The 25,600-nt window shown below is 46.9% G+C and carries 24 protein-coding genes; 2 read left to right on the top strand and 22 right to left on the bottom strand.

Annotated features, from left to right (window positions below):
• Nucleotides 1-14: 14 nt before the first annotated feature.
• From ACJJI8_RS15600 to ACJJI8_RS15570, 7 genes are all read right to left on the bottom strand, one after another.
• Nucleotides 15-860 carry an IS3 family transposase gene (locus ACJJI8_RS15600; RefSeq protein WP_444932928.1) on the bottom strand — a complete coding sequence of 282 codons (846 nt, stop codon included), beginning with the start codon at nucleotides 858-860 and terminating at the stop codon, nucleotides 15-17.
• Nucleotides 861-868: 8 nt separating this feature from the next.
• Complete coding sequence (locus ACJJI8_RS15595) at nucleotides 869-1,177, bottom strand: transposase (RefSeq protein WP_444895975.1); 309 nt, start codon at nucleotides 1,175-1,177, stop codon at nucleotides 869-871.
• A gap of 145 nt (nucleotides 1,178-1,322) precedes the next feature.
• Nucleotides 1,323-1,580, bottom strand: coding sequence for a hypothetical protein (locus ACJJI8_RS15590; protein ID WP_444898103.1), 258 nt, complete (start codon nucleotides 1,578-1,580; stop codon nucleotides 1,323-1,325).
• A 206-nt stretch (nucleotides 1,581-1,786) separates the two neighbouring features.
• Complete coding sequence (locus tag ACJJI8_RS15585) at nucleotides 1,787-2,914, bottom strand: ISAs1 family transposase (RefSeq protein ID WP_444932648.1); 1,128 nt, start codon at nucleotides 2,912-2,914, stop codon at nucleotides 1,787-1,789.
• A gap of 377 nt (nucleotides 2,915-3,291) precedes the next feature.
• On the bottom strand, nucleotides 3,292-4,500 hold the full coding sequence (locus ACJJI8_RS15580) for an IS91 family transposase (protein WP_444932871.1): 1,209 nt from the start codon (nucleotides 4,498-4,500) through the stop codon (nucleotides 3,292-3,294).
• A 139-nt stretch (nucleotides 4,501-4,639) separates the two neighbouring features.
• Nucleotides 4,640-4,897, bottom strand: a complete 258-nt coding sequence (locus ACJJI8_RS15575; protein WP_413662941.1) for a hypothetical protein — start codon at nucleotides 4,895-4,897, stop codon at nucleotides 4,640-4,642.
• A 69-nt stretch (nucleotides 4,898-4,966) separates the two neighbouring features.
• Nucleotides 4,967-6,175: an IS91 family transposase gene (locus ACJJI8_RS15570; protein WP_444932871.1), complete on the bottom strand. Its 1,209-nt coding sequence runs from the start codon at nucleotides 6,173-6,175 to the stop codon at nucleotides 4,967-4,969.
• A 374-nt stretch (nucleotides 6,176-6,549) separates the two neighbouring features.
• On the opposite strand from ACJJI8_RS15570, the gene ACJJI8_RS15565 reads away from it, so the two are divergent.
• A complete protein-coding gene (locus tag ACJJI8_RS15565) occupies nucleotides 6,550-7,530 on the top strand; it encodes an integron integrase (protein ID WP_444932927.1) in 981 nt (326 codons plus the stop codon).
• A gap of 17 nt (nucleotides 7,531-7,547) precedes the next feature.
• Here ACJJI8_RS15565 and ACJJI8_RS15560 read toward each other — a convergent pair whose 3' ends face one another.
• Genes ACJJI8_RS15560 through ACJJI8_RS15550 form a run of 3 tightly spaced genes read right to left on the bottom strand, consistent with a single transcriptional unit; the run spans nucleotide 7,548 to nucleotide 10,570 of the window.
• Entirely contained in the window at nucleotides 7,548-7,874 is a 327-nt protein-coding gene (locus ACJJI8_RS15560) for a VOC family protein (RefSeq protein WP_444905583.1), read from the bottom strand.
• 41 nt (nucleotides 7,875-7,915) lie between these two features.
• Nucleotides 7,916-9,478 (bottom strand): arylsulfatase, encoded by a 1,563-nt coding sequence (locus tag ACJJI8_RS15555; protein WP_444932926.1) that lies wholly within the window; start codon nucleotides 9,476-9,478, stop codon nucleotides 7,916-7,918.
• A gap of 42 nt (nucleotides 9,479-9,520) precedes the next feature.
• Entirely contained in the window at nucleotides 9,521-10,570 is a 1,050-nt protein-coding gene (locus ACJJI8_RS15550) for an HAD family hydrolase (RefSeq protein WP_444932925.1), read from the bottom strand.
• Nucleotides 10,571-10,676: 106 nt separating this feature from the next.
• Between ACJJI8_RS15550 and ACJJI8_RS15545 the strand changes: the two genes are divergently transcribed.
• The gene (locus ACJJI8_RS15545; protein ID WP_444932924.1) at nucleotides 10,677-12,941 is read left to right on the top strand and encodes a multiheme c-type cytochrome; all 2,265 of its coding nucleotides are present in this window, start codon (nucleotides 10,677-10,679) and stop codon (nucleotides 12,939-12,941) included.
• Here ACJJI8_RS15545 and ACJJI8_RS15540 read toward each other — a convergent pair.
• The 12 genes from ACJJI8_RS15540 to ACJJI8_RS15485 are packed head-to-tail and all read right to left on the bottom strand — an operon-like array spanning nucleotide 12,938 to nucleotide 25,598.
• Complete coding sequence (locus ACJJI8_RS15540; RefSeq protein ID WP_444932923.1) at nucleotides 12,938-14,281, bottom strand: hypothetical protein; 1,344 nt, start codon at nucleotides 14,279-14,281, stop codon at nucleotides 12,938-12,940. The two genes, ACJJI8_RS15545 and ACJJI8_RS15540, sit on opposite strands and share 4 nt — an antisense overlap.
• Before the next feature lie 12 nt (nucleotides 14,282-14,293).
• Complete coding sequence (locus ACJJI8_RS15535; protein ID WP_282933196.1) at nucleotides 14,294-15,046, bottom strand: outer membrane lipoprotein-sorting protein; 753 nt, start codon at nucleotides 15,044-15,046, stop codon at nucleotides 14,294-14,296.
• 12 nt (nucleotides 15,047-15,058) lie between these two features.
• A complete protein-coding gene (locus tag ACJJI8_RS15530; RefSeq protein ID WP_444932922.1) occupies nucleotides 15,059-16,288 on the bottom strand; it encodes an ABC transporter permease in 1,230 nt (409 codons plus the stop codon).
• 2 nt (nucleotides 16,289-16,290) lie between these two features.
• A complete protein-coding gene (locus ACJJI8_RS15525) occupies nucleotides 16,291-17,010 on the bottom strand; it encodes a hypothetical protein (protein WP_444932921.1) in 720 nt (239 codons plus the stop codon).
• Nucleotides 17,007-17,711 (bottom strand): ABC transporter ATP-binding protein, encoded by a 705-nt coding sequence (locus ACJJI8_RS15520; protein ID WP_444896901.1) that lies wholly within the window; start codon nucleotides 17,709-17,711, stop codon nucleotides 17,007-17,009. Before ACJJI8_RS15520 ends, ACJJI8_RS15525 begins: the two co-directional genes overlap by 4 nt.
• Nucleotides 17,711-18,445 carry a tetratricopeptide repeat protein gene (locus tag ACJJI8_RS15515; protein WP_444896900.1) on the bottom strand — a complete coding sequence of 245 codons (735 nt, stop codon included), beginning with the start codon at nucleotides 18,443-18,445 and terminating at the stop codon, nucleotides 17,711-17,713. Before ACJJI8_RS15515 ends, ACJJI8_RS15520 begins: the two co-directional genes overlap by 1 nt.
• 19 nt (nucleotides 18,446-18,464) lie before the next feature.
• Nucleotides 18,465-18,719, bottom strand: coding sequence for an acyl carrier protein (locus ACJJI8_RS15510; RefSeq protein WP_413665416.1), 255 nt, complete (start codon nucleotides 18,717-18,719; stop codon nucleotides 18,465-18,467).
• 2 nt (nucleotides 18,720-18,721) lie between these two features.
• Nucleotides 18,722-19,852, bottom strand: a complete 1,131-nt coding sequence (locus tag ACJJI8_RS15505; RefSeq protein ID WP_444932920.1) for a hypothetical protein — start codon at nucleotides 19,850-19,852, stop codon at nucleotides 18,722-18,724.
• Complete coding sequence (locus ACJJI8_RS15500) at nucleotides 19,849-20,763, bottom strand: alpha/beta fold hydrolase (protein ID WP_444932919.1); 915 nt, start codon at nucleotides 20,761-20,763, stop codon at nucleotides 19,849-19,851. The genes ACJJI8_RS15505 and ACJJI8_RS15500 overlap by 4 nt, the downstream gene beginning before the upstream one ends.
• Nucleotides 20,760-22,727 (bottom strand): NAD(P)/FAD-dependent oxidoreductase, encoded by a 1,968-nt coding sequence (locus ACJJI8_RS15495; protein ID WP_444932918.1) that lies wholly within the window; start codon nucleotides 22,725-22,727, stop codon nucleotides 20,760-20,762. The genes ACJJI8_RS15500 and ACJJI8_RS15495 overlap by 4 nt, the downstream gene beginning before the upstream one ends.
• Nucleotides 22,724-24,586, bottom strand: a complete 1,863-nt coding sequence (locus tag ACJJI8_RS15490) for an acyl-CoA dehydrogenase family protein (protein ID WP_444932917.1) — start codon at nucleotides 24,584-24,586, stop codon at nucleotides 22,724-22,726. Before ACJJI8_RS15490 ends, ACJJI8_RS15495 begins: the two co-directional genes overlap by 4 nt.
• The gene (locus ACJJI8_RS15485) at nucleotides 24,579-25,598 is read right to left on the bottom strand and encodes a hypothetical protein (RefSeq protein WP_444932916.1); all 1,020 of its coding nucleotides are present in this window, start codon (nucleotides 25,596-25,598) and stop codon (nucleotides 24,579-24,581) included. Before ACJJI8_RS15485 ends, ACJJI8_RS15490 begins: the two co-directional genes overlap by 8 nt.
• Nucleotides 25,599-25,600 lie beyond the last annotated feature (2 nt).

Genomic DNA, 25,600 nt, shown 5'->3' with positions numbered 1-25,600 from the left:
AGTAGACACTCTAACTATGCGTATTCTCGCTCATACTCTGCTGGACTTACATAGCCCAATGCAGAGTGCCTACGAACCCTATTGTAGAAAATCTCAATGTATTCAAACACCTCAGATTTTGCTTGCTCTTCGCTTTCGAATGTTCCGGCATAGACCAGCTCGACTTTTAGCCTGCTAAAGAATGATTCCATTGCCGCATTATCCCAACAGTTAGCCTGGCGACTCATACTCGGCTTGCACTTGCTTTCGGACAAGAGATCCTGGTATTTCTGCGATCGATATTGCACACCCCTGTCAGAGTGAACTAGCAGTCCAGGCTTTATTGGTCGTCGCTCTAGGGCCATTTTCAATGCTCGACGTGTCAATTCATCGGTCATCTGCGAGTCGAATGCCCAACCTACAATACGTCGAGAGTACAGATCCATAACTACCGCGAGGTATAGCCACCTATCCAGAACCCAGATATACGTAATGTCACTGGTCCAGCGGCAATTTGGTCGATCCACATCAAAGCAACGCTTAAGTAAGTTGGCGGAGACGTTAATGCTCCCCTCCACGGGCTGACTATATCGAAAGCCTTTGCCGTTTCTCGCTTTAATATGTTCCTGTTGCATAAGCTTAGCGACGTAGTTCCGCGAGCATGGCTCACCTAACCCTTGAAGCTCGCAAGCAATTCTAGGCGCGCCATAACGACCTTTAAACTCAGCAAACGTCTCTCGGATTTTCTCGATTGTTCGTATCTCTCTAATCGTGCGAGCAGATGGCAATCGCCCCCGCCATCGATAATAACCCGATCTTGAGACTTCTAAACACCGACACATCAAGCTAACCGGGAATGACCCTACATGCTCTTGTATCAATGCGTACTTTACTCTTGGTGGTTCGCAAAGTACGCAGCTGCCTTTTTTAGAAACTCAACCTCCTGACGAGCTTCATGCAGCTCCTTCTTGAGTTTGCGAACTTCAGCGCTTTCCTGTTTGGAATAGTCGACACCGTCTAAACTATTGAACTGCTTATCAGACAGTCGATTAAATTGACGACGCCAGTTGTAGATCTGCTGTGCGCTGACGCCTAGCTCTCGCGCCACAGAAGCCGTTGTTGCTCCAGGCTTTTCCGCTCTCTTAACTGCTTCTCTGCGGAACTCCTCCGTATACGCCTGAGTTCTTTTCTTACCCATGATACACCTCCGTGTTAGGCCTAAACCTAACTATACAGGGTGTCTACTAAACGTGGGTAAGTCTTAAACCTAACGTCTTTAGCATGCGAGCGCTTTTTGTGGAGCCGAAAGGCGGAACGAAAAGTGGGTCGCGTGCCTGAGCTGGTTAAATGCTTTTACCATAACGTTTTTTAACATAGTAAAACACATTAGATGATAACCAAACCAGTATGAGTTGAATAAACATTTCACAATAGGTTAAGTCATACGAGGCCTCACCATCCACGTGGATAAACCAATGTAAGAAAGGAATGGGACCAACAAAGCCTTGGTAAAACCAAAGCCTCCACCAAACGATAGAAGCAACAAACAAGCCCAATAAGATCAGCAATTGTATTCCTGTAGTCTTGTTTCCTTTCTTCATTTAATTCCCTGTATTTAACGAAAATAGATATGCGGAACCGTTAAGAAAGTTGGCAGTGCCTTTGTGCAAGCAAAGGGAATGACAACTTTTAGGTTTCCGCATAATCGGGTTGTTATTTGTTGCTCGTGGCACTGTGTACAAATCCACTACAAATATCTTTCTTTTATTGTCTACCACGATTCCAGGGCTGTCCCATATAAATCAGTCTAAATGGTGGCTGTAATTATCTTGTCCAAGGTTTCATTATCCCAGCCAGCCTTTTTCCGAAGCCTTTTAATGCTCATGTCTTTTTTAAAGCTGGGCTTTGCCGCTTGCAACTGATTGAGTGCCGAATGCCTCAAGATCGCCATGTTTTCTGGTGCATTTCCTGATCTGAAGCGACTATCATCCTCACGAAAAACCACATCTAAAATCCAGTGTAACGAGTTTTCAACACCCCAGTGAGAGCGAATAATATGATTAAGTTCTGCTGAGCACGGCTCTAAACTACTGATATAGTAGCGCGTTTCGCAACTAGTTCGCCCATCTACAGTTCGCTTCGCCTGGACTGCGATAACACTTCTTAGACCGTGCCATTGCTCTTTACCTCCGAGCCAATCAATACTGTTAGTAGAGAGACATTTTCTGGATTCTATTCGGCCTCGGCTCACCTCTTCCACACAATCAGTATCGACATCCTTGTGGTACTGCATATCGAACAAATTATTAAAATGCGTGGTAATTTGCTGGTGCAGTTTGTCCTGATTGCCCTTCACAGCAATCACATAATCGCCGCCTCGTTCGATAATTTTCTGGGTGATCGTTTTCTGGCAGCCCATGGCGTCAAGCGTAATAATCGCACCATTAAGATCAAGAACCTCCAGTAACTTCGGTATGGCCGTAATCTCATTCGACTTTTCTTCTACTTTTTGCTGAGCAAGGACAAGTCGCGCCTCGGACGCAAAAGCACTCACCATATGTATAGGAGATCGCTTGCTGGCCTGATCGAAGCTGCGCCTTAGCGCCTTGCCATCGATCGCAATTACGTTACCGAGTTCTTGCTGAATACCTTGGACCCACTGCAGAAAGCAGCGCTTAAATTGTTCGGGGTCTAAGCTTGAAATAACACGGCTAAAAGTGTTTTTTGAGGGTATTCCGCTATTTAGCGGGGTGAATCGTTTTAGGTAATCTATTTTAGATTCTGCGAAATCGACAAAATCTCTACAGCTTTCAGCACCACAAATAACACCGCAAAACATGATAAGTAAAATATCGGGCAGGGCGTGCAGCTTGTGCCGATCAACTCGAGGATCTTCCATGTCGTCAAAGTGATGTAAAAGGCTTACGCTATCCATTTTGTCTGAAAAACACTCTATTTATCAAAAAAGATAGCTATTCTAGGTCTATTTTGTTCGTTTTTACACCGATTTATATGGGACAGCCCTGACCACGATTCGGAGAGAGAAACTAGCAGCACTAGGTTCGCGGCCTTGCTTCGAAGCGGCTGCGCCGTCCGCATTAACTTCGTTATGCGAGCGTCGCTGAAGCTTCGAAGCTTACATGAAGGTCGAACCGTTGGCTATGGGCTTTCCCGCCAATACTGTTTTTTTATACAGCAACCTAATAATTACCTGCTATTCTTTATTGAACCCCCGCAAAACTGGAGCGAGCGACCAATAACGCTTAGATAACCTGCACTGCAGGCGGTAAAAAAAATGACCTGGCATTGAATTTAGGCCGAACTAAAGAGGCCCATTCCTGCAGTGTCTGGTTCATCGCCATGTTGTACATTCCCGCCGGCACTATCTTGCCGAGCCGCCCCCTTTATAAAGGAAATTCCTTTTTTCGCCTTAGACCACACTCTGCCAGTCAACTTTGTAGATTCATGGCACTGCCCACACTCTACCACCAGATCTTGGATTTGCAATCCAGCTGGGAGTCGTTGATCTTTCATTAAACCCACTTGATTACTACATAGATCGTGCTTTTTCTTATTACACCCAGCATATAATCCATAACTCCGTACCATGTGTTTTCCTATTGGAGGTATGTGCTGCAAGACACGTCTTAAGAACTCTTCAGGCTTTAACCTTAGTCGCTTGCGTCGCTGGTCACGGTGATCAAAATAACGAAATTCCAACCCCTTATGATCCACGTTTAATATCTGCTTTGGCTTCAGCGGGCCACCTTTGATATATCGTGAAAAATACAGAAGCACTCCTTGTCCATGCTCATATCGATCCTGAATACGAACTGACCATTCTTTGCGATAGCAAGCTTTAAAGAGAATATCAAACTGGCCAATGGGCCAACTGGGAGGGAGCTTGATTAACCCAGCACGATACTGCTCTAGTAACAGCGCTTGAAACTTCCCCCTATAAAGACTCTTAACCACTCGAACAGGTAATAAATACTCACCTGTTTCTTTCCACTTTTCCCTTAAGGTCAAACCACCAGCGGTTATCAAGCAGTGTATATGAGGGTGTAAAGTTAACTGTCTTCCCCAAGTATGCAGAGCCATAAGCATCCCGGGAGTTACTCCGTGATAGTCTTTACTCGCCATTAATTCAAACAGGGTTTCTTTGCTCGACAAAAAGAGTATATCTGTAAGCTTCTCTTCGTTGTATTGCCATAACGGCAGATACTCATGAGGTATAGTAAAGACCACATGAAAATGTTCTGTATCAAATAATTTACGACGCTGCTGATCAACCCACTGGAGCTGTTTTCTGCCTGAGCAGAGGGGGCAACTTCTATGCCTACAAGAATGATGCTGTTCTGTGACATGGTTGTGCTTACAACGATAATAACTGCTTCCCATCGATTTTGTACGGCATTCTTGTATCGAGGAGATAGCCTTTAAATTTTTTAGTGGCTGCGCAGTTTTAGATAAATAACCACTGTACGCAGAAAATATATTTTGCAATACCCGGTTATGCATTTTCTAAAATGCCTCTTATAATTTAAAAGTAGCACCACTCCCTCGCAGCGGGTTTGTACAACGTCCGCCGCACAGGCGAGCAACTTGTTGCGAGTCCAGCGCACGTAGTGCGCGATTGTGCCGGCACTTGTTAAATTTTTCACGGAACAAGCTCAACTACCTCACCGACTTTAAATTTACTTTTGTCATTACCATTTACAAGGTAAAAACAAAACACATCCAAATCTGGACTGCCATCATTTTTTAAAGCCCTAGGTTGTGTCACCGATTTCTTTATTGGGCACCCAGCTAATGCGGGATTATCTCCGAGTTCAAATTTGGTGTCATCGAGCACACGGACGAATATGCCAACTGGCTTTCTTTCTAGTATGTGCTCTATCTTTACTTTTTGACTCATGATCTTATGAAATTTAACGCTTAGATAACCTGCACTGCAGGCGGTAAAAAAAATGACCTGGCATTGAATTTAGGCCGAACTAAAGAGGCCCATTCCTGCAGTGTCTGGTTCATCGCCATGTTGTACATTCCCGCCGGCACTATCTTGCCGAGCCGCCCCCTTTATAAAGGAAATTCCTTTTTTCGCCTTAGACCACACTCTGCCAGTCAACTTTGTAGATTCATGGCACTGCCCACACTCTACCACCAGATCTTGGATTTGCAATCCAGCTGGGAGTCGTTGATCTTTCATTAAACCCACTTGATTACTACATAGATCGTGCTTTTTCTTATTACACCCAGCATATAATCCATAACTCCGTACCATGTGTTTTCCTATTGGAGGTATGTGCTGCAAGACACGTCTTAAGAACTCTTCAGGCTTTAACCTTAGTCGCTTGCGTCGCTGGTCACGGTGATCAAAATAACGAAATTCCAACCCCTTATGATCCACGTTTAATATCTGCTTTGGCTTCAGCGGGCCACCTTTGATATATCGTGAAAAATACAGAAGCACTCCTTGTCCATGCTCATATCGATCCTGAATACGAACTGACCATTCTTTGCGATAGCAAGCTTTAAAGAGAATATCAAACTGGCCAATGGGCCAACTGGGAGGGAGCTTGATTAACCCAGCACGATACTGCTCTAGTAACAGCGCTTGAAACTTCCCCCTATAAAGACTCTTAACCACTCGAACAGGTAATAAATACTCACCTGTTTCTTTCCACTTTTCCCTTAAGGTCAAACCACCAGCGGTTATCAAGCAGTGTATATGAGGGTGTAAAGTTAACTGTCTTCCCCAAGTATGCAGAGCCATAAGCATCCCGGGAGTTACTCCGTGATAGTCTTTACTCGCCATTAATTCAAACAGGGTTTCTTTGCTCGACAAAAAGAGTATATCTGTAAGCTTCTCTTCGTTGTATTGCCATAACGGCAGATACTCATGAGGTATAGTAAAGACCACATGAAAATGTTCTGTATCAAATAATTTACGACGCTGCTGATCAACCCACTGGAGCTGTTTTCTGCCTGAGCAGAGGGGGCAACTTCTATGCCTACAAGAATGATGCTGTTCTGTGACATGGTTGTGCTTACAACGATAATAACTGCTTCCCATCGATTTTGTACGGCATTCTTGTATCGAGGAGATAGCCTTTAAATTTTTTAGTGGCTGCGCAGTTTTAGATAAATAACCACTGTACGCAGAAAATATATTTTGCAATACCCGGTTATGCATTTTCTAAAATGCCTCTTATAATTTAAAAGTAGCACCACTCCCGCGCAGCGGGTTTGTACAACAGTTATATAGTAATCATTCTGATCACTATTATCCTGATTACTATCCTGGAATCAATCTAGCGAAAAAATACTCAAAATCCAAGGAGAATCAGCAAGTTATCCAACTTTCAGAACCACTGTTCCAAATGTAAAAACGATCACTTTGCCTACTATCCCCATTTTATACGATCTCTCTAACCTATTGTAATACATCAGGTTTTCAATCATTTTTGCCTCTAGCCAAAAATAACAGTCAAACTGATCGAAAATCCTGCTGACTCCCAGCCAAATGTTCAGTAAACTGTTAATCCATACAGTATTGAGACTGTGGAGATGGACGACATCCCTATTCCGCTTCCCAAGCGGCCATCCCGCTTTATGGACCGCTTTAGGGCTTTTATACGGTCTCGCTATTTGGCATACAAAACAGAAAAGACATACTGCTTTTGGGTGAAGGACTTTATACGCTTTCATGGGATGCAACATCCGCAGGACCTTGGAAAGTCTGAAATAGATCAGTGGTTAAGTCACCTTGCCGCTAATCGCAATGTATCAGCAAACACTCAGAGAACGGCTTTGAATGCGGTTGTCTTTCTCTATAAGCAGTTTCTGGATATTGAGTTAGGGCAACTACAGTTCGAACAAAGCCATCGGCCTAAGCGATTGCCTGTTACCTTTAGCCATGAAGAGGCAACTTCAGTATTAGAGTACCTTAGTGGCCCATATAAGCTTGCCGCTTCATTAATGTATGGCTCAGGCCTTAGAGTTATGGAAGCTGTGCGGCTCAGGGTGCAGGACATTGATTTTAGTGATCAATGCTTGATAGTACGGGAATCCAAGGGGGAGAAGTGGCGAAGAACACTGCTGCCTCGGTCTCTGATTAAGCCCCTCAAGGTGCAGATTGCACATGCGCTCTCTCTACATCAGCAGGATTTGGCAGAAGGCTATGGGTATGTCTATTTACCTTTCGCACTGTCAAAAAAGTACCCACACGCGGCTACAAGTGCCGCTTGGCAATATGTGTTCCCTGCTCGATTTCGATCGCAAGACCCTCGCAGCGATATGATGCGACGGCACCATATTGGTGAGCAACAAGTAAGACGGGCGGTTTCCAAGGCCGTTTCAGCCCTCAATATCCGTAAGAAGGCGAGTTGCCACACATTTCGCCACTCTTTTGCTACCAACCTCTTACGTGCTGGTACTGATATACGCAATATTCAGGAGCTGCTTGGCCACAGCGATATCAGTACAACCATGATTTACACCGATGTTATAGGCGTACATGAGCGCGGTGTTACCAGCCCTCTTGACTGATTTCGGTCCCCCGGCAGCTATGTCTTTGGGTGGTAGCTGGCTTTGGGCCAAGCCTTGTTGATTTCATCTGCCTGAAGCTCAGCATTAAAGTGTTCCCAGGTAATGCCATTAATGTCAGTTTCTGCGGTAAATGTATCGGCACCATCCGATTCCCACCCTAGATGCCTTAGCGTGCCGCTTTCACAATTTGGATCATGGCGAATCGATAAGTTAACAGTGGCAGTTCGCCATAAAGCATATTCATTGGGCACATGCACGCAGGGAGCAGTATTTAATCTTCTACTGTAGTCGGCAACTGACTCTTCTATCTGATTAGTCGACAGTGCGATATGAATTTTATCCATGGGCCCTACCTTTATTGATACTTGTGTTGGTATCTACATTTTTAGTTACTACCACTCGCTCCAGCTTCCAGCTGCTCCTGTACCTTATCCAAATTAAAAGACCCAGGTACCTGGCTGGGTGGATATTCTTTCATAGTTTGCAAAAATTTTGATGCGAGTTGCTGCATGGGAACCAGGACAAAAGCCCTGTCTATAAACCAGTCGTTATAGGTATTCGAGTTGTGTTGGGCTTTTTCAAAAGGATCTTGCCTCAAATTGAACAATAGTGGCACTCGTAATTCAGTAAAGGGCTCTCGCCAGACTTCAAAACCCCGCCCGCGATTTTCCAGGAAAATAGCCTTCCAGGGTTCGTAGCGCATAGCTACAATTTGGCCGTCATCATTTACGTAGATAAATTCTTTTCTTGGTGAAAGTTTTGCTTTGCCGGTGAAGTAATCCATCATGTTGTAGCCATCAACATAATTTCTGTACTCGCGCCCATTGAGCTCGACCCCTTCCTTGAGCTGTTCCTTGATATTCGGGTTCCCCCCGGCCGCAGCGAGAGTCGGCAGCCAGTCTTCATGGGAGACAATACCTGTCAAAGTAGTACCCGCTGGAAATTTACCTGGCCAGCGTACAAAGGCTGGCACCCTATAAGCTCCTTCCCAATTGGAATTTTTCTCACTCCGAAATGGCGTAGTTGCAGCATCTGGCCAGGTATTGAAGTGGGGGCCGTTGTCTGTGGAATAAAACACGATGGTATTGTCGGTGATATCCAGGCGATCGAGCACACTTAGCAGCTTTCCTACCAGGATGTCATGCTCAACCATGCCATCCATATACTCATTGCTGTTGGGGCCCGCAAGGTTTGTGTGCTCTTCTCTAACATGGGTGCGAAAATGCATCCGGGTTGCGTTCCACCAGACAAAGAATGGGGTCTTAGCCGCGTGTGCGCGTTCGATAAAGTCGATAGCAGCTGCAAGGGTTTCATCATCGATCGTTTCCATCCGCTTCTTGGTGAGAGGGCCGGTATCTTCGATTGGTCCGCCGGCCTTGGCCTTGATCACTCCTCTGGGGCCAAACTTCTTGCGGAATTCAGGGTCTTTGGGATAGTCCCGGTTCTCCGGCTCTTCCTCCGCATTCAGGTGATAGAGGTTGCCAAAGAATTCGTCAAAGCCATGGTTGATGGGCAGGTGTTCGTCCCTATCCCCTTGGTGGTTTTTACCAAACTGGCCGGTGGCATAACCCAGGCTTTTCATTACTGTGGCGATAGTGGCATCACTCTTCTGCCAACCCTCTTTGGCACCTGGAAGCCCCACCTTAGTCATGCCGGTGCGCACTGGGACATTACCCGCTAAAAACGCCGCGCGGCCTGCTGTGCACGATTGCTGGCCGTAGTAGTCGGTAAAAGAAAGGCCTTCTACCGCCAGCCGGTCAATATTGGGCGTGGTGTAGCCCATCATACCGCGACTGTTGAAGCTGATATTCCAGATCCCAATATCATCTCCCCAGATCACCAAAATATTGGGTTTGGTCTGCGCGAATAGGCTACCAGGGGAAAGGAATACAGCAGCCAGTACAACCAAAAGGAACTGTCGGAGACGGGATCGGGAGATCAGGAGCATTACACACCTCGATATTGGCAGGCTCAATACACCGCTTTAAGACTAGTCCCGGTAGGCGGGAACTTGAGGAATCACCGGCCCCAGGCTTGACTGATCCTTCGCTTCTGGCGGAAACACCGTCCGCCAGTCCTTCGCCATATCTACCACCAACCAGCCATTTGCCTTAGCGGCTTGTAACGCTTTGTCCAGGCGCCCCACTGAGGAGTTCTTATCGTATGCCCATTCTCTTTTGGCATCGGTATGATGAATCAGCATGGCAAAACGCGGCCCCTTAGCGGCGGTGGTCCATTCCAGCATTTGTAAACCACCATCGGAATTGCCTGCGGCAAAAACTGGCCTCCGGCCAATCACGTCATTGATTGCGATAGGCTTCCCCTGTTTATCGGTGAGGAAGGCCAGTTCATCTAATTTCACGATATAGGGATGCCCACCCCCATTTTCATAGCGCGACTTTAGGCGACTGCCGATAACCTGCTCTGGGGGGATTCCATATAACTCCTGGGAAAACACTCGAATAAAGTCAGTGCCGCCCCCCGAAACGATGTAGGTTTTAAAACCATTTGCTCTTAAGTAGTCCAGCAACTCCAGCATGGGCTGGAACACCATCGCACTGTAGTGCTTGCCAGTTTCCGGGTTCTTAGCGCTCTTGAGCCATTGGGCAACAGAGTGCTGGAAGGCATCCGTACTCAATCCCGCATGAGTCGCAGTAAGCATTACTTCCAAACCTTCCCTGCCTTGCCCCAACAGGTTTGATAAATTGCCCTTTAGAATCGAAGCGAAGGGCTCTTGCGTTTTCCACTCTGGGTGTTGGGGCGCTAGCCTATTAACCTCATCAGCGGCATAGAGAAGCTGGAAGTACACGGGCTTCTCAGACCAGAGGGTGCCATCATTATCAAATACCGCGATACGTTCACCGACAGGTATAAAGTCGACGCTGTCCTTACGGGTAACCTTGTCAACAAAGGCCATAATTTGGGCTTTAACGCCATCTTGCCAGGATGGCAAGGGAGAACTGAGTGCCGGTAAGCTGATTGCCAAAACCAGCAGCAGACACCCTCGGCTCAGGGCAACCCTAAATTTCCAATCCAGCATTCTGGCCCTCTCACAAAATGACATTTACGGCACATGAACTAATCTTTTGGCCTAGGGGGCCTCTGAATAACTCCCTAAGATAAGAACTCATCACAATAAAAAAACCGTGATAAATATAGCTGGCACTAGCCTCCTCAAAATCAGCCTTATCTGTTTCGTACTGGTGGCCTGTAGTGACGAAGAGCCGGTTGATACCCAACCTCTCAAGCGCCAGGATGAAGCAATCAGCTCAGAAGCCACTTTCGTGGGCTCCGCGCAATGCGCCCTATGCCACAAAGAAGAGGCCAGTGCCTGGCAAGGTTCCCACCACCAGCTGGCAATGCAGGCCGCCAATAGCGACAGCGTTCTAGGTGATTTCTCCGGGGTGGCATTTGAATATCAGGGGCAGAAATCTCACTTCTATCAAAAGAAAGGGCGCTATTACGTACGCACTGATGGGCCCAGTGGAGACCTCCAGGACTATCCCCTTGCCTATACATTTGGTGTCCACCCTTTACAGCAATACTTGATTGATTTGGGAGGCGGACGTCTTCAGGCACTGAGTATCGCTTGGGATAGCCGGGACAAATCTGTCGGTGGCCAGCGCTGGTTCCATCTCTATCCCGATCAAGAGATAGATCATCAACACCCCCTGCACTGGACCGGCATAAACCAGAATTGGAACTTTATGTGTTCCGACTGCCATTCCACCAATCTGCAAAAGGCCTATAACCTACAAACCGATAGCTACCAGACATCCTGGTCAGAGATCAGTGTCGGTTGCGAATCCTGTCATGGCCCGGGATCGAGACACCTTCAGTGGGCAAAAACACAGAATGAGACATTGCAGAATAAAGGGCTTGCCCCCCATCTTATTGACCCAACCCAACAGATTCGGGAAATGGATTTGCAAACGGGGATTGCCAAGCTTGCGCCATCGGCAGCCATCCAGCGTGAAATAATAACTTGCGCCCAGTGCCATTCTCGGCGGAGTACCCATTTACCGGGAGCGAAGGCTAACAGCGAATTACTGGATCATTTCAACCTCACCCTTCTGCAAGAGCCTCTCTACCACGCAGATGGCCAGGCCGATGGCGAGGTATTCGTGTACGGCTCTTTTCTGCAAAGCAAAATGTACGCAGCAGGTGTTACCTGTGGCCACTGTCATAACCCCCACAGCCTACAACTGAGAGCAGCTGGTGATGCAGTTTGTGCCCAGTGCCATATGCCGGAGCGGTTTGCCCGTACTGATCACCATCTGCACCCAACTCAAAGCCCCGGGGCCCGCTGCACAAACTGCCATATGCCGAAGAAAAATTTTATGCAGGTGGATGGACGCCGGGATCACAGTTTCCGCATTCCTCGGCCTGACCTTTCCGAGGTGCTGGGCACCCCCAATACTTGCAACAGCTGCCATCAAGATAAATCGAGTCAGTGGGCGGCGAAGATATTGGAAGACAAATACGGCTCACCTCCCCCTCACTACGGGCAGACATTGCACGCAGCTATGCGCGGGGATAGCGAGGCCGATAAGATGTTAATGAACCTTATTCAGGACGACAGTCAACCGGAGATTGTTCGGGCCAGCGCAATCCGTTTGTTACCGCGCTACCTGACGATAAATTCCGCTCAGTTACTCCAACAAATTGCCCAGAGCGAAGAACCATTATTAAACCTGGCCCTTGCGCAGTCTCTGGATGAACTACCGGAGCAATTACGACTGATGATCGGTGTACCGCTGCTTTTCAGTAAAATGGCCGTGACCAGGTCGCTGGCTGCCAATGGCGTTACCGATGCTCAGATCGGGACTATGCCCGCGCAAGTACATCAGCAATACTCAAAGGCCCTTAAAACCTATACCACCTCAGAATTATTCAACAGCGACCGACCGGAATCCCTGGTAAACCTGGGCAACCTCCATTTCCAGAGAGGAAATACGCAACAAGCGGAAGCCTTCTATCGCCGAGCAATAACCAAGGCCTCCTACTACACACCCGCCTATATCAACTTGGCCGACCTTTACCGGGCAAGTGGACGTGAAACCGATGCGGAATTATTACTCAGAGGGGCACTTTCGAAGAGTGAGGATATCGCCGTAATCCAGCATGCCTTAGGACTTTCCCTGGTTCGTCAGAACCGCCACCAGGAGGCAATGGGTTTTCTAAAGGCGGCGGCTGAGCATGAGCAAACCCAGAGCCGGTATCTTTACGTATACGCCATAGCCGTTCACTCAGAAGGCAACAGCGAACTCGCCCTGGATATTCTAGAAGACGGCTATCACCAGTTTCCGCAGGACCTAGATATTTTGCGGGCATTAATTTCTATTAGCAGGGAATCCGGCAAGCGGGAAATCGCACAAAAATATGAAGCACTTTTAGCCAGCAAGCGCTAAAAATCATAATAGAGACTTAACCTAAGAAGCCTTTCAGTAGGCAGCAGACCAAATTCACAGGACTCACAACCCCGGAAAAACTGGGCTTGCAGTCGAGTACTAAAATGCTCAGTCCAGTTCTGAATCAATTCCAGGTTGTGGTACTGACTCTTGTCATCCAGGTTGTATTGCACACTCTGGCGATATTGAAACTTCTTATCCAGCCGGGTGTTACCCCACATCAAGAACAAATACTCCTGCCGTAGTTGTCCGGTAGATAAAAGGTTAAAACTGTCAGACAGAAAAGAAATCGCCTCATAAATCTGCGCGCTGTTCAATCCGTTCTTTGCACTATCTACCTGCGTTTGAACCAAACCCCACTCGTCATCATCGAATCCATGCTGGTTATACAGATACTCCGCAGTAACATCCCATCCCTGGTTGAAGCTGAGCTGAGTACCAAGTACCAGCTTCAAATAACCATCGTCCTCTGCTGGAAAATAGGAAAGTTCGCCCGGCTGCGGTAACTCCCGCTGATGTTCCCAAGCCCCCTCCAACCTGAGTGTGGCACTGTCTCCAGCCAAAGTACTCAACCCGAAAGCGACATTGGTTGCCTCCCCCTCTATCTGATGTAGTACCAAGCGGGTATCCAAGTCACCTTCACGATTCACCACGAGTGCGTACTGAAACTCATGGTCATTTACGCTAGTGTCAAAGTGACCATCCAGATCGTCCTCAACCTGAGCCATATAAATGCCGGTGTTCCAGCGACCATAGCGGAAATCGAGATGGGCCATATCCCAGCCCAGTTGCTGGGTAAGCTCATCGGCATCCAGATTGGGGCGGTCAAAAGTGGCTTTTAATAGATTTGCTGGAGACCAGTTGTAACCGTTGCTCCACTGAGGTTTTATCCGACCGACGTTAATACCAAACCTTCGGTTGTCAGTGTAAGAAGAGAAATACCCCTCTAGCAGATGGGATTCTGTCTCTTTTTCAGATGTTCCAGCCTCATTAGACCGATAGTGCTCTATCGCCGCAAACCGCGAGTAAACTGAGAAGTGTGCTCCCAGGGAAAACTGGCCACTGAGATCCAGAGCAAGTAAAGACTCTTGTTCATCAAAGACAAACAGACCCGGATCGAAATAGGGATCATCCCTAACTTCATTCTGCTGGTGATACCCGAGTAGCGAAGCATCAACATCCCAAACAACTCGAGAAACCCCTTCCTCAGTGCTCACTTCATCGAAAAGTTCCGAGTTGGTCTCGAAAGGATCTTGATAGCCTTCGGCACCGGCAACTTTTTCAGCAAAAGCGAGAGGAAGGAGTATAAATGGGAGAATTGTCCTGATTCTGATAACCATTACCGACTCACCTCAATTCAGCCTGCCAAGGGAGCCTTTTTGGAAAATTGCCGGGTCCAGGCTCTCAAGACGATAGTCATCGAATTTCATCCAGGTATAACTCTCGTCAATGAGTGCATCCACCAAGAGTAATTTATGCAGTTTCAGCTCGCCTTCAAACTGCTTGAACTCTTTATAGTGCGCTGTTTTAAGGAGGCGCCCGGATCGGGTATAAAACTCCCCCTTTAAAGGCAGGTTTCCCTCAGCCTGTGCCATCCAAATTTTTACTTTGTCATAGGCAACTCCAGAGGATTTTGCCGATAAATACAGCACCCAGTAATCTTCCCCATCAACAGTTTCCTGCCCTTGCAGCTCTGCCGTGTAATCCCGGGAAAAATTTGCCCCCACTACATCACCGTTACTGGTCTCGCCTATTAATCGCTGTGAGGGCGCAATCCGGATAACCCTGCGCGTACCGGGAATATAGAGCCACATATTGGCGCTCTCTTTTAGCATTGCCCTGCCCTTTTCCCGGGCGGGCGCCAAAAATTGGATCAGTGATTGCTCATTAAATACTTTGACACTGAGCTTATTGGTGCGGGGCTCCTTGTCCTTTTTATAGCTGATATTGGTGATATCAAAGCTAAAACCCTGATTCCTGAACCCGCGAAAGTCATCCAGCTTATTAACCAGTGACTCAGCCGAAACCGATGCATAACTTGAGTAGCTAAACAACAAGCAGGCTATCGCCAACACCCACCCATAAAAAGAATTCAACTTATACATAGAAGACCCAAATCAAGTAAACCTAAGTGCTTTTACTACCGGCAGCCGGGATGCTTTTATCGCTGGATAAAGGCTGGAAACAAGTGAAATACAAAAACCCAACAGGAATGTTTTCAATAAGATATCCGGCACGACAAACACACGGATAGGATAATCCTGGGTACTGCCCGGTGGCCGAGGCATCATCCATTCGGCATAGGTAATTCCCTTGGCTGCCAGTGCACCAATCAGTAGCCCCAGCAAACTTCCGATCAAACCGAGAAATACCGACTCTAGTAAAATCAGGTTTACAACCTGCCGGGGAGTACCGCCCATGGCTCGGATAGTACCCAGCTCACGGGTGCGCTCCATTACTGCCATCAACATGGTATTGGAAATACTCAACGCGACGATTACCAACACAATTACGGTAATAAAACCAAAAACTCCGTTAAACAGGCCAACAACCTGATGATAGTAACCCGCCAGTTCTTCCCAGCTTTTTATTTCTAGGTTCAAATTGTTCTGCTCAAAGACACTGGCCAGAGTCGCAATTGAGGTAGATGTAAGTTCGGTCTCCTCCAGTAAAACCACTAGCCGTGTAATATCTGACGTATAGAGCAGTTCCTGGGCCAGAGGCAAATTCACCCTGAGCAAGCGATCATCCAGTTCCTTAACACCGGTTGTGATTACCCCCATCACCTGTACATCGACAGCATTGATTGCCCCATCCTGGGTGCTTGCCAACAGGGTCAAGTAGTCCCCAATCTGAACATCCAGAGCATTGAACAAGCCTTCTCCAAGGTGTGCAGCAGAAATATCCTCTGGAAATAGATCGTCTCCCTGAACAATCTGAATTGCAGAGGAAAGCATCACTTCTTTCTCCGCATCGATACCAATTCCAGTGATGGCTATCGATTGCTTGCCATCACTAAGCAGGCCATTGAAATTAAGGCGAGGCGCTACCACCAACGTATCGGTTTCGTTTTCTACCAGCTCGGAAATCTTTTGTAGATCCCCATCAGCAATCAGGTATTTTTCCGGTTCCGCTTTGCCAAACTGGTTGTAGCCTTTGGCATAGATTTGTATATGACCAAGCTGCGAGCGGATCATACTCTCCCGCATCCCCTCATACATCGACTGTACAAAACCGCCAAAAATAATCAGGCTGGTACAACCGAAAACGATCGCAGCCAAGGTAATCAGGCTGCGGCGCCCGTTACGCATAATATTCAGCAGTGCAACTTTCCAACCCAAGCCCATGACTAAATACTCCGAAGCGCCAGCTTGGCTTTAGCGGACCAGTCGGTATCCGACTCGGCCACCTTTCCCCAAAGAACCCGGGCATCATCGGGCTGTTTATTGCGCTCGTAAGCCTGGGCAAGGTAGAACTCTACAAAGCCAAGAAATTCTTTACCGAACCGATAGCCCACCTGTTCCCTCACCAGCTCCAGGTCTTCAACAGCGTAGCGCGCTCTTTTTAGAAAGGCCGGCATATTGGCACAGCTGATTCCCCGCTGAAGGCGGGCGCCCAGATTGAATGGAGATTGTTTAACAGCCCGATCCATCATGCGATTGCCTCGTCTGGAGAACAGCGATAGTTTTGCCAATCGATCAAGGTAGAAGCTGGATTTAAAGGAAGTTGTCGATCCCAATGCAGCATTGAGTTCGGGGTCATCCGGGAGACTCTCCACCAGTGACTGCATCAGAGCCTCTAACTCCTCAACATCCTGCAACTCTGCATCTTCCATCGACGTAAGGCGCGCAAGCTGAGCCAAGTAGGCCTGCTTTCTCTGCTCACTGGTCGTTTCTCCATTGACAGCAGCAAACAGCGCTTCCCTTTCGCTATTGGTGAATGGAATCGGAGTTGGATAGACGAAGTCTTCAGCCAAAGCTGGTGCAGAAATTAAGAATACAACTGAAATAGCCAAAGCCGCTCTAGTTAGCGGGCCCCTAGCCAGCAACATTTTCATGATTGCTGTCATGCAATAGCCTCCTGAACAATACCTTGAGGCGAAGCTGTATCCTCTACCAAATGACCATCTCGTACCGTGATAACACGGGATGCCAAGCTGGTTACATAATCATCATGGGTGGCTACGATAAAAGTGACACCCTGCTCCCGGTTGAGCTGCTTCATAAGGCTCATAATGCTCTCCGACGTGCGCGAATCCAGATTGGCTGTGGGTTCGTCCGCAAGCACCAGATCCGGCTTACTGACAATTGCCCTGGCAATCGCCACTCGCTGCATCTGCCCCCCCGAAAGCTGGGTAGGACGCTGATTAACCAACTTGGCAAGCCCTACTGCTTCCAGAGCGTCTAACGCTAGTTGCCTGGCATTGTTAGCCCCCCGCAGTGTCAGCGGGTACATCACATTCTCAAGTGCTGTAAGCACGGGAATCAGGTTAAAAGACTGGAAAACAATCCCAATATGACGACCTCGGAACAGGGAGCGCTGATGCTCTCCCAAACTCCCAAGATTAACGCCATCAATATGAACTGATCCGGAATCACACTGATCCAATGCGGATAGAAGATTCAATAATGTGCTCTTACCACTACCGCTGGGCCCTTTTACAGCCAGAAACTCACCTCGATCGATAGCAAGATCTATATCCCGCAAGGCGTCGACCCAGAGATCGCCCAATCGATAGCGCTTTGAAACACGCTTAAGCTCAACCAACATTAACTTTTACCCAGGGTGACTGCCATTTGCCCCAGTTGCTCACAAGAGGTTTGCATCGTGGCAGGACAAGGAGCCATTGCTATTGCTTTTTGGTAGTAATCCCTGGCCACTGCCAAATCCTCAGTGCCCTCTCCAGCTTTCACCCAGTAGGCATTAGCCAAAGACAAATACACCACCTGCTGCATAGCAGCCGGCAATAGATCGGGCTCTGAATCCATCAGATTCTTAAACCAGGCTTCATCTTCGAACACCCGCTCAAAGTGGCCGCTTACTTCTCCTACATAAGAAAAAGTAATCAGCCGTATCAAGCGCACATTAAAGTCTGAATCGGCACTGAGACCCGCCTGATCCACCTCATCCATCGCATGGCGTAGACGGTAGAGCTTGTAAAGACCCATCGCAGGATCAAACATTGCACCTGCGCGCTTGCCCTCATTAGAGTAATACGCTGCACGTATCAACATGTCGTCTGGACGCTGTTGATACGCGGCTTCCAGCAAGTGTGCAGCCTTTTCAAGCTCGTTATGGTGACTAAATAACTGCCCAAGCTCCAACATCAAGTCGGGGTCTGTACTATTTTCACCAATCTCCTGCTGGAGAAACTCCACCTGCTCCATCTCGCCTTCTGAATAGGCAATCTTGCCAAACTCGATGGGAGCAGCACCTGAAAACCAGGCAACAACATTTCCAATAAAAAAACTACTGATAAGAATGGTAAGTACTTTTTTAAACATTGACTGCTCCCGAAGTACGCTAGACTTCTTCCGAGTTTTCAAGTAGTTGACCATCCATTTCCCTTAGGGTGGTATGTTCGTCGAAAACAAGATTTTCAGGGCTCATCACCCCCGGGTATAACTGCTCGCAAATTAGAATCACCTCGACAATATTCAGGGAATCCACCCCGAGTTCTGCAATGGGTGTATCTGCATCGACAGCATCAACATTCAGCATAAGAGCTATTTGCTCACATAGCTCTTGTACATTGCTTTCTACAACTGCTGTAGACATATTTACTCTCCGGTAACATTTCCTATTTTTAAGTTATTAAATCGCAGCAAGTAGTCCAACGTTAAAGTAAAAACACAAACATGCTGCTCTCGTTCTGAGTATTTTTGCTGCTGTTTTATGGCAGCAGAACTGATCATGGGCGGTATATAGAACCAGACTTTTGCAAGCCAATGGTGTCCATAAAAAAACACCCGCTGAAAAGATTCGTAAATATTACAGATAGGTTTATCACTTATTGAAAGTGCCGGGGGTATTACACCCTCATCTCCCGAACCACCAACAATCTCCACCATCTTGCTGGTATTCATTGCCAGTATATTGAGTAAAAACTGGGCAAAAGGCAGATAGAATGTCTGGAAGATATAATGTTCCCTATCGATACTTGATTCTGAGTACTGCCAGGCTCGATCCAACTCTTCCTGTACCATATCGGTGTAACTTTGTAGATCGATCCCTTCTACGACTCTATTTTTATGAGCCGTATTAAAGATCTTTGCCCGCTTCTCCTGATAGCCAACCGTTAAAGGCAGGCTATGTCTACCCACTTTTAATTTGGTGCCGCTTGACTCCGCCAAACGATTGGCAACATGAGCATAAAAAGTGGTATCAACAGGCGAGAAAAGCTTAGAGGTTACCTCAGGTAAACTGTTGAAGAGTTTATCGGTAGCTTCTTCAGGAGTCACCAGGGCTGCATCAAATGACCCAGGTTGATGATGTTCAGCAGAGAGCCAAATAAGCTCTCTGGCTGATATAACAACATCATCTTCAGGAAAGAGCATTTTAACATTCTGCAAAAGGCTCTTTCTTTCTATGGAGAAACCAAAATACTCTATTTCAATTAAGTAGTGGCAATCTACCGTATCGGCACCAACAGCAGGAAATAGTGATAAATCCTGGCCAACAAATAGACGATCGTCCTTCAGGTAATAATAAAGGGGAAATCGAAACGCCTTGCCAACTTGCAAGTGAAAAGTGTTTTTATCACTTCTCTTTATAGTTCCTAAAGATGTCCAATCTTCGCCATGGCCTGCTCCCCAATCGGTATCACTTAAAAATGAACTCAGTGAAACTTCTGCACCGACGGGCAACACTTTTTCTCGCATCAGGGGAGTTTTGCCTTTGCTATGTCTCATGCAACAGCCCCCTCAGGTTGCCGCATCAAAGTTGTCAACCAGCTGGAGATAGGTTTCGCCGAAGCAGAAATAGCTGACATATGAGTAGCTCTGGGCAACTCGGTGAGTCCAGCCCTAATATTGGGAGAGAGATACCAGCTCAATACGGTGTGGAGCACGTGGGTATCAAGCACTTCGTCCTTCTCTCCAACAAAAAAGTGGCAGGGTACATTTAAACTTGCAAAGAGATCTGCGTATCTCTTTACGTTATAGGCGCTGAGTAAGTTAAACGTGCAGTCCAGAACTCTCCCCTGATTCCCCGCTGCTGATCCCACCGGGGGAAAGCTCAGCACTGATAACTTCCTCAATGGGGGGAACAAAAGTGCCAGCCAATATTTCAGCATTTTTATTTTTGGCAGATTCTGATCACCAGCCGATGCCCTAGGCCGCGTATAGTGACGCTTCCTTCCGTAACGAATGTAATACTCAAAGCCAGATGCTGGAATATCGTATTTTCTTGTTTCCTCTGACTGAGTCAGCGGCGGTGCTATCGCAAAAAAACCTACAATATCTTTACTGCCATATAGGTGCAGATATTTAAGTGCAACCAATGATCCCGCGCTGTGCCCCCCAAGTACAAAGGCTTTAGCCCCTCTTTTTTTGAGGTGTTTTAATAGGTCAGCAAGATCGTCTTGCAGTTGGTCGGAATAATCGAGATCTCCCGGAACACCTTCGCTCTTGCCATGGCCTCGCCAGTCCGGCAGACACACACTAATGCCGTTCCGGTGTACCATTCGTCCGAACATTAAATACCACTGGCTACTGAACGTGCTCCCGTGCATGCAGACAAGCACCAAGTCAGATTCATCGCAAGGCAACCAGCGAAAGGAAAGGTTTTTTCCATCCCGCGCCTGAAAGAACTCCTGAATCACACGACCTCCGAATCCGCATGAGCAGAGTCTAATTCAGCTGTGCGCATAACTTCACGCTGGTCAATGACCGAATCCATTATGTTATCCGGCTGACTGCGTGCAAAAGCAAGAAATACAGGAACCATACTAGGGATCGCAATATACTCCTGAGTCTGCACCCAGATAGATTTTGCTTTCTTGTTAACCTCAGCAAGTTCTTTATTGGAGTAGCTACCCGCAAGATCCATAACTTCAATCGTATCTGTGTGGAAGGACTCTTCCGATACAATAACGCTCACTGGATCTGCCATATCCTCATTGACTAGATCTGTAAGCTTGATAGATAACTTCTCAAGCAGCCAATTGAGGTCAGCCCCATTCATATTCGGCTTTTGTAAAAGATCAGGCAGGGTAATAGCCTGCTGAACAACCATCCGGTTTGCCAGTTTAGGGAGGTCGAGTCGCGCCTGGACAACACTCAGGAAAACTTCAACCCAAAGTTTGACCCGCAGATCGATTCGCCAACCGTCCCGGCCTTGGGTTCCCATTAAATATACAAAGTACTTATAGTGATCGGCACCGGACTCAAAGAAACCTTCACTATTTCTGCGAAAATATCGATTCTGAGCTTTAAGCTCTTTTGTCGTTTCAACTAAAAGGCGTTGCAGGATTAACTCAAGGGCCATGTATCCCCGGCGCAGGTAACTTTTGCGTAGCCAGTACTCCTGATCCAGATAATTACCTGACATATAATCCCAGGCACTCTCCAGGAAATAAGCAGCGGTATTGTAGGCAAGCAAAGGAGAACACAGTTCAGCAGAGTCAATAACCGGGTATACATTTGCTACATGGGCATAAAGGCCCTGGTAAAATTCTGTGACCACTTGATTTGCGATCGGCAATTCTTTTGCAAGCCGCTGCTGAGCTTCATCACGATTATTGTCTGAGATATCGGCAACAATGTACTTACAAATATGGTCATTAAACAGGGCTATCATATCGCCCCCACCACTAAACAGAGGATCAAGGAACATCGAGGAAAATCCGGAGGTAGCCCAGCGGTCCTCAAAGATAAACTCATCCGCTCTATAGGCAAGCTGTCCCCAAGCCTCGAAATCAATAAGCTCGGCGCCTTCCAGAAGCTCTGAAATAGCTCTATAAGCCAACAAAAAATCTAGGAAATCTTGCTTCTTTGTGGGCGGCTTGTCGAATTTACTATTCTCACCAACGATACCTACACTGGTATAGCCACCACTTAAGGGTATAAACCAAACCCAGTAACCATCTCCAGAAAAATGATTCGTTGAAAGAAAGCGTCCAAAGGCCTTCTTTCTCCAATTCATATCTCCCATGGAATCGATATCCTGTATGTTCTTAAACCGACCCCAGGCAGAGAAGTGTTTAGGGACATTCTCAACTCGGGTAAGCTTCTTATGCTTCTTAGCAACCCGATTTCGACCACTGCAATCTACTAACCAGCGGGCGTTAACCACTCCGCTAGCGCCATCTTCCATAAGCTCTATAGAATGGAGTTCATCACCTGGCTGTATGTTAAGATTTTTTGCTTTTACGCCCTGAATAACCTCTATGCCATTCGCCCTATTCATATCGACAAGGTCGGATTCCAATCTGGCCCGGTCAATTTGAAAAGCTGGATGAGGCGGAATACTGGTGGTTCCGTGCTCACTCATCTCTGTTAATGACAGTGTATGCTCAGGGTTATCGTAGAAAAAACGCAGACCATTTTTAGGCAAGTGATTCCTATAGAGATAATTCACCAAGCCCAACTGCTTCATAAAGTAGTGGCCGGTCATCTCCACTGTCGCTTCACCAACTTTGGCCTTAAACTCAGTATTTGCCTCAACAACCAATATGCTTAAAGCATCCTTATTGAGTTTAAGCTGACGGGCCAGGGTTAAGCCAGCCCATCCACCACCGATAATCACTACATCGTAATTGGATTCCAGCTGATCAAGCTTGTTCATGAGACAGCCTCCACATTTGACAATAATGAATTCCAGGAGGAAGCGTCCATTTCACAAAAAGAGTCCTGATCCTGAAGGATATCCAGCACCAGCTTGGTGCGGGGTAACTCATTGCGAATAAAGAATTTAGCACTGACTATTTTCGAGCGATAGAACTCCTCATCAGTATCGTTCAGGTCCTGACTCAACTTATCTGATGACGCGCATGCAGCCTCCAATAAAAGCCAGGCCAAGGTTATATCACCAAGCATATGTAGAATACGTGTGCTATAGGCAGGGATTTTGAACATTTCTTTTGTCTTCACCCATACCTGCACAGCTTTCAGTGCTGCTTCGAAATGTCCAAACGAGGTCTTTAAGCGCTCAAATTCAATCTCAAACTGAGGATAGTCCGTGGCCCGATCGAGGAAATTATCAATTTCTGCCTGATAGAATTGGAATAGCTTACTGGAATTACCCAATCCTAACTTATCGCGGATCAAGTCCTGGCTCTGGATATAATTCGTTCCCTCCCAGATTGCCAGCACTTTAATATCCCGGGCATATTGCTCTATACCCAGATCCTTGAGATACCCCTGACCACCACAGGTTTGAATTGCCAATTCACAGATACGCCAAGCCTGGTCGCTGATATAGGCTTTAACAACTGGAGTTAGCAGGTTCATTAAACCCTGGTAGTGAGCAATGCGATCCTTTTTGTCTTCCTGCCCCTGGTAGATTTTGACTAAGCTCTCTGACAATGTCAGTTTAGCAATCAGTGCTCTACAGCCCTCTACCTTGGATTTCATTTCCAACAACATACGCTGGACATCGGTATGCTCAACGATATTGACCCGGCTTGCGGTAGAGCTAAAGCTCTCGTGAAATCTCTTGCCCTGTAGACGCTTTGTCGAATAGGAAAGTGCATTGTAGTAGGCTGAGGAAGCCATACCCAAGGCGTAGACACCTGTGCTGATTCGTGCCTGATTCATCAAGGTAAGAAACTGCAACAAGCCTACATTCTCACGATTCCCCAGTAGGTAAGCTCTACAGGGGCCATTGTCACCAAACCGAAGGTGAGTGTTTGCACACCCTTTAAAGCCCATTTTCTCAGCTAGAGAAATGCATTCGATATTATTAAACCCACCGAGACTCCCATCCTCTTCAACCCAGTACTTAGGCACAATAAAGCAGGACAAACCGTAGGTGCCCGAGCCGCTTTTTTCGCCACGACCCATAACGAAATAAATGGTGTTTTCTGTCAGGTCGTGCATACCGGCACTTATCAGGTATTTTTCGCCCGTTAACAAATAAGTGCCGTCTTCCTGTTTCGAAGCGCGAGTCTCTACAAGGGATACATCACTTCCCGCCTGGGGTTCAGTGAGGCAGAGACAAGATGTCCACTCTGAGGTGGCTAATTTGTCCCTAAACAGGTCTTTTTGCAGATCGGTTCCATATTTTTCCACCAAGGTGGAGGACGGCAGGCAAAAACCACCATAAGTCATAAAACTTGGATTTGCCCCCATAAACATTTCCAGGAGCATTTGCATTACAAAGGGCGGAATAGTTGTATTTTGTTCGCCCTCAAATGAGGAGATATTCCCCCAGTCATCCTTAAATCTCTGCCACATCTCAGGGAATGCGCTCGGGAGCTTCACTCTCCCATTCTCTAACTGGCATCCCTCTCGATCTGAATCCTGATATCCCGGCCCGAGAACCTCATAAGAGAATTTTTTAGCCCGAACTAAAATTTCATGGAGAATCTCTGGTGAGCACCCTTTAAACATCTGGTCGCTGAACAGAGTTTTAGCTTCATGGAACTGTTCTTCAATAAGGAATTGAAATTCTCTTATATCAGTTTTATAAATATTATTATCCATGTCTTGCTCCTTGATATTCCAACAGCGTACGCCAACTACCTGCCCCTAATACCCAGTCAAATATCTGGTTGTGTCTTCCCCGGTAAATCCTCTTGGGATACCTTAATGCCTCACGAATATGCGAAAGGTAATCCTGGCCTAGAGTGTCACCCAGGTGCTGGGCGGAACTAAAATCTATATAGGCGTCTTCCAACACCAATTTCTCAACATTTACCAGTCTTGAAAGAAATCCCTGAAAATTGGGCGAAGGAATGTCTATTTTCAGGCAACCTACCCTGCCGCCACCCCCTAGAGTTAACAGCCATAGATCAGTCACCTTTTCCTCAATGTAATAACTGATCAATTCAGACAGAGGTTTAATACTCAAATAGTGCCAGCCGTCCTCTTCAATACTGGGTAACCATGAGGCCTTATCGCTGTGCGAAAACCCTTTCAGGAGCCCCTTGGCCCATTTCGAGCGGATATCAAAGGAAACTACTCGAGTATCATCACTAGAGCTGGTTGAGATTACCTGCTTAATACTCTTTACTAAATCTGGTGCGCCAGATAAAGATGGCGCTTGAGAGAGAATATCACAGCTGGATATTTGACAGAGATGTGTTTCACAATACTCTCGACAGATCCAGGTAGCCGCCACACCTACAAGAACATCTAAGCCATCTTGATCAGGTCCAACTCCAATTCCCAATGAATCCAGGCACTCTTGTTGCCGCTCTTTGCCCAGTTCGAGATTTAAGATCAAAGCTTCGGCTTCACTACACTTTGAAAAACTCAATACTGCAGCATGGAAGCTGGTGCAGGCGCTACCCACAAATCGGATATTATGCCCACCATCTTCAAGGTCTGCTATAAACTCTACAATCCGACTATCCTGTAGAACATTAGCCTCTCCCGCAGAAACCACATAGATAAGTTCTGGTAACAAATCATATTGATCCAGGTATCCTCTCAAGGCATCAAGTAATCGATCAACCTGCCCGCCACTGTCTACCCATAGGTTTTTAATAAACATCT

The organism is Microbulbifer maximicatervae (SeqCode), from assembly GCF_052467695.1.
The sequence above is the reverse complement of the archived record's forward strand: the minus strand, read 5'-3'. Positions and strand labels throughout refer to the sequence as shown.

Bases quoted from the DNA above. Each gene is read 5' to 3' on its own strand.
- ACJJI8_RS15585 (WP_444932648.1), bottom strand. From the start codon at position 2,914: ATGGATAGCGTAAGCCTTTTACATCACTTTGACGACATGGAAGATCCT.
- ACJJI8_RS15560 (WP_444905583.1), bottom strand. From the start codon at position 7,874: ATGGATAAAATTCATATCGCACTGTCGACTAATCAGATAGAAGAGTCA.
- ACJJI8_RS15540 (WP_444932923.1), bottom strand. From the start codon at position 14,281: ATGGTTATCAGAATCAGGACAATTCTCCCATTTATACTCCTTCCTCTC.
- ACJJI8_RS15590 (WP_444898103.1), bottom strand. From the start codon at position 1,580: ATGAAGAAAGGAAACAAGACTACAGGAATACAATTGCTGATCTTATTG.
- ACJJI8_RS15505 (WP_444932920.1), bottom strand. From the start codon at position 19,852: ATGAGACATAGCAAAGGCAAAACTCCCCTGATGCGAGAAAAAGTGTTG.
- ACJJI8_RS15530 (WP_444932922.1), bottom strand. From the start codon at position 16,288: ATGGGCTTGGGTTGGAAAGTTGCACTGCTGAATATTATGCGTAACGGG.
- ACJJI8_RS15515 (WP_444896900.1), bottom strand. From the start codon at position 18,445: ATGTTTAAAAAAGTACTTACCATTCTTATCAGTAGTTTTTTTATTGGA.
- ACJJI8_RS15580 (WP_444932871.1), bottom strand. From the start codon at position 4,500: ATGCATAACCGGGTATTGCAAAATATATTTTCTGCGTACAGTGGTTAT.
- ACJJI8_RS15490 (WP_444932917.1), bottom strand. From the start codon at position 24,586: ATGGATAATAATATTTATAAAACTGATATAAGAGAATTTCAATTCCTT.
- ACJJI8_RS15485 (WP_444932916.1), bottom strand. From the start codon at position 25,598: ATGTTTATTAAAAACCTATGGGTAGACAGTGGCGGGCAGGTTGATCGA.
- ACJJI8_RS15520 (WP_444896901.1), bottom strand. From the start codon at position 17,711: ATGTTGGTTGAGCTTAAGCGTGTTTCAAAGCGCTATCGATTGGGCGAT.
- ACJJI8_RS15595 (WP_444895975.1), bottom strand. From the start codon at position 1,177: ATGGGTAAGAAAAGAACTCAGGCGTATACGGAGGAGTTCCGCAGAGAA.
- ACJJI8_RS15550 (WP_444932925.1), bottom strand. From the start codon at position 10,570: ATGCTGGATTGGAAATTTAGGGTTGCCCTGAGCCGAGGGTGTCTGCTG.
- ACJJI8_RS15510 (WP_413665416.1), bottom strand. From the start codon at position 18,719: ATGTCTACAGCAGTTGTAGAAAGCAATGTACAAGAGCTATGTGAGCAA.
- ACJJI8_RS15565 (WP_444932927.1), top strand. From the start codon at position 6,550: ATGGACGACATCCCTATTCCGCTTCCCAAGCGGCCATCCCGCTTTATG.
- ACJJI8_RS15495 (WP_444932918.1), bottom strand. From the start codon at position 22,727: ATGAACAAGCTTGATCAGCTGGAATCCAATTACGATGTAGTGATTATC.
- ACJJI8_RS15570 (WP_444932871.1), bottom strand. From the start codon at position 6,175: ATGCATAACCGGGTATTGCAAAATATATTTTCTGCGTACAGTGGTTAT.
- ACJJI8_RS15555 (WP_444932926.1), bottom strand. From the start codon at position 9,478: ATGCTCCTGATCTCCCGATCCCGTCTCCGACAGTTCCTTTTGGTTGTA.
- ACJJI8_RS15575 (WP_413662941.1), bottom strand. From the start codon at position 4,897: ATGAGTCAAAAAGTAAAGATAGAGCACATACTAGAAAGAAAGCCAGTT.
- ACJJI8_RS15535 (WP_282933196.1), bottom strand. From the start codon at position 15,046: ATGTATAAGTTGAATTCTTTTTATGGGTGGGTGTTGGCGATAGCCTGC.
- ACJJI8_RS15525 (WP_444932921.1), bottom strand. From the start codon at position 17,010: ATGACAGCAATCATGAAAATGTTGCTGGCTAGGGGCCCGCTAACTAGA.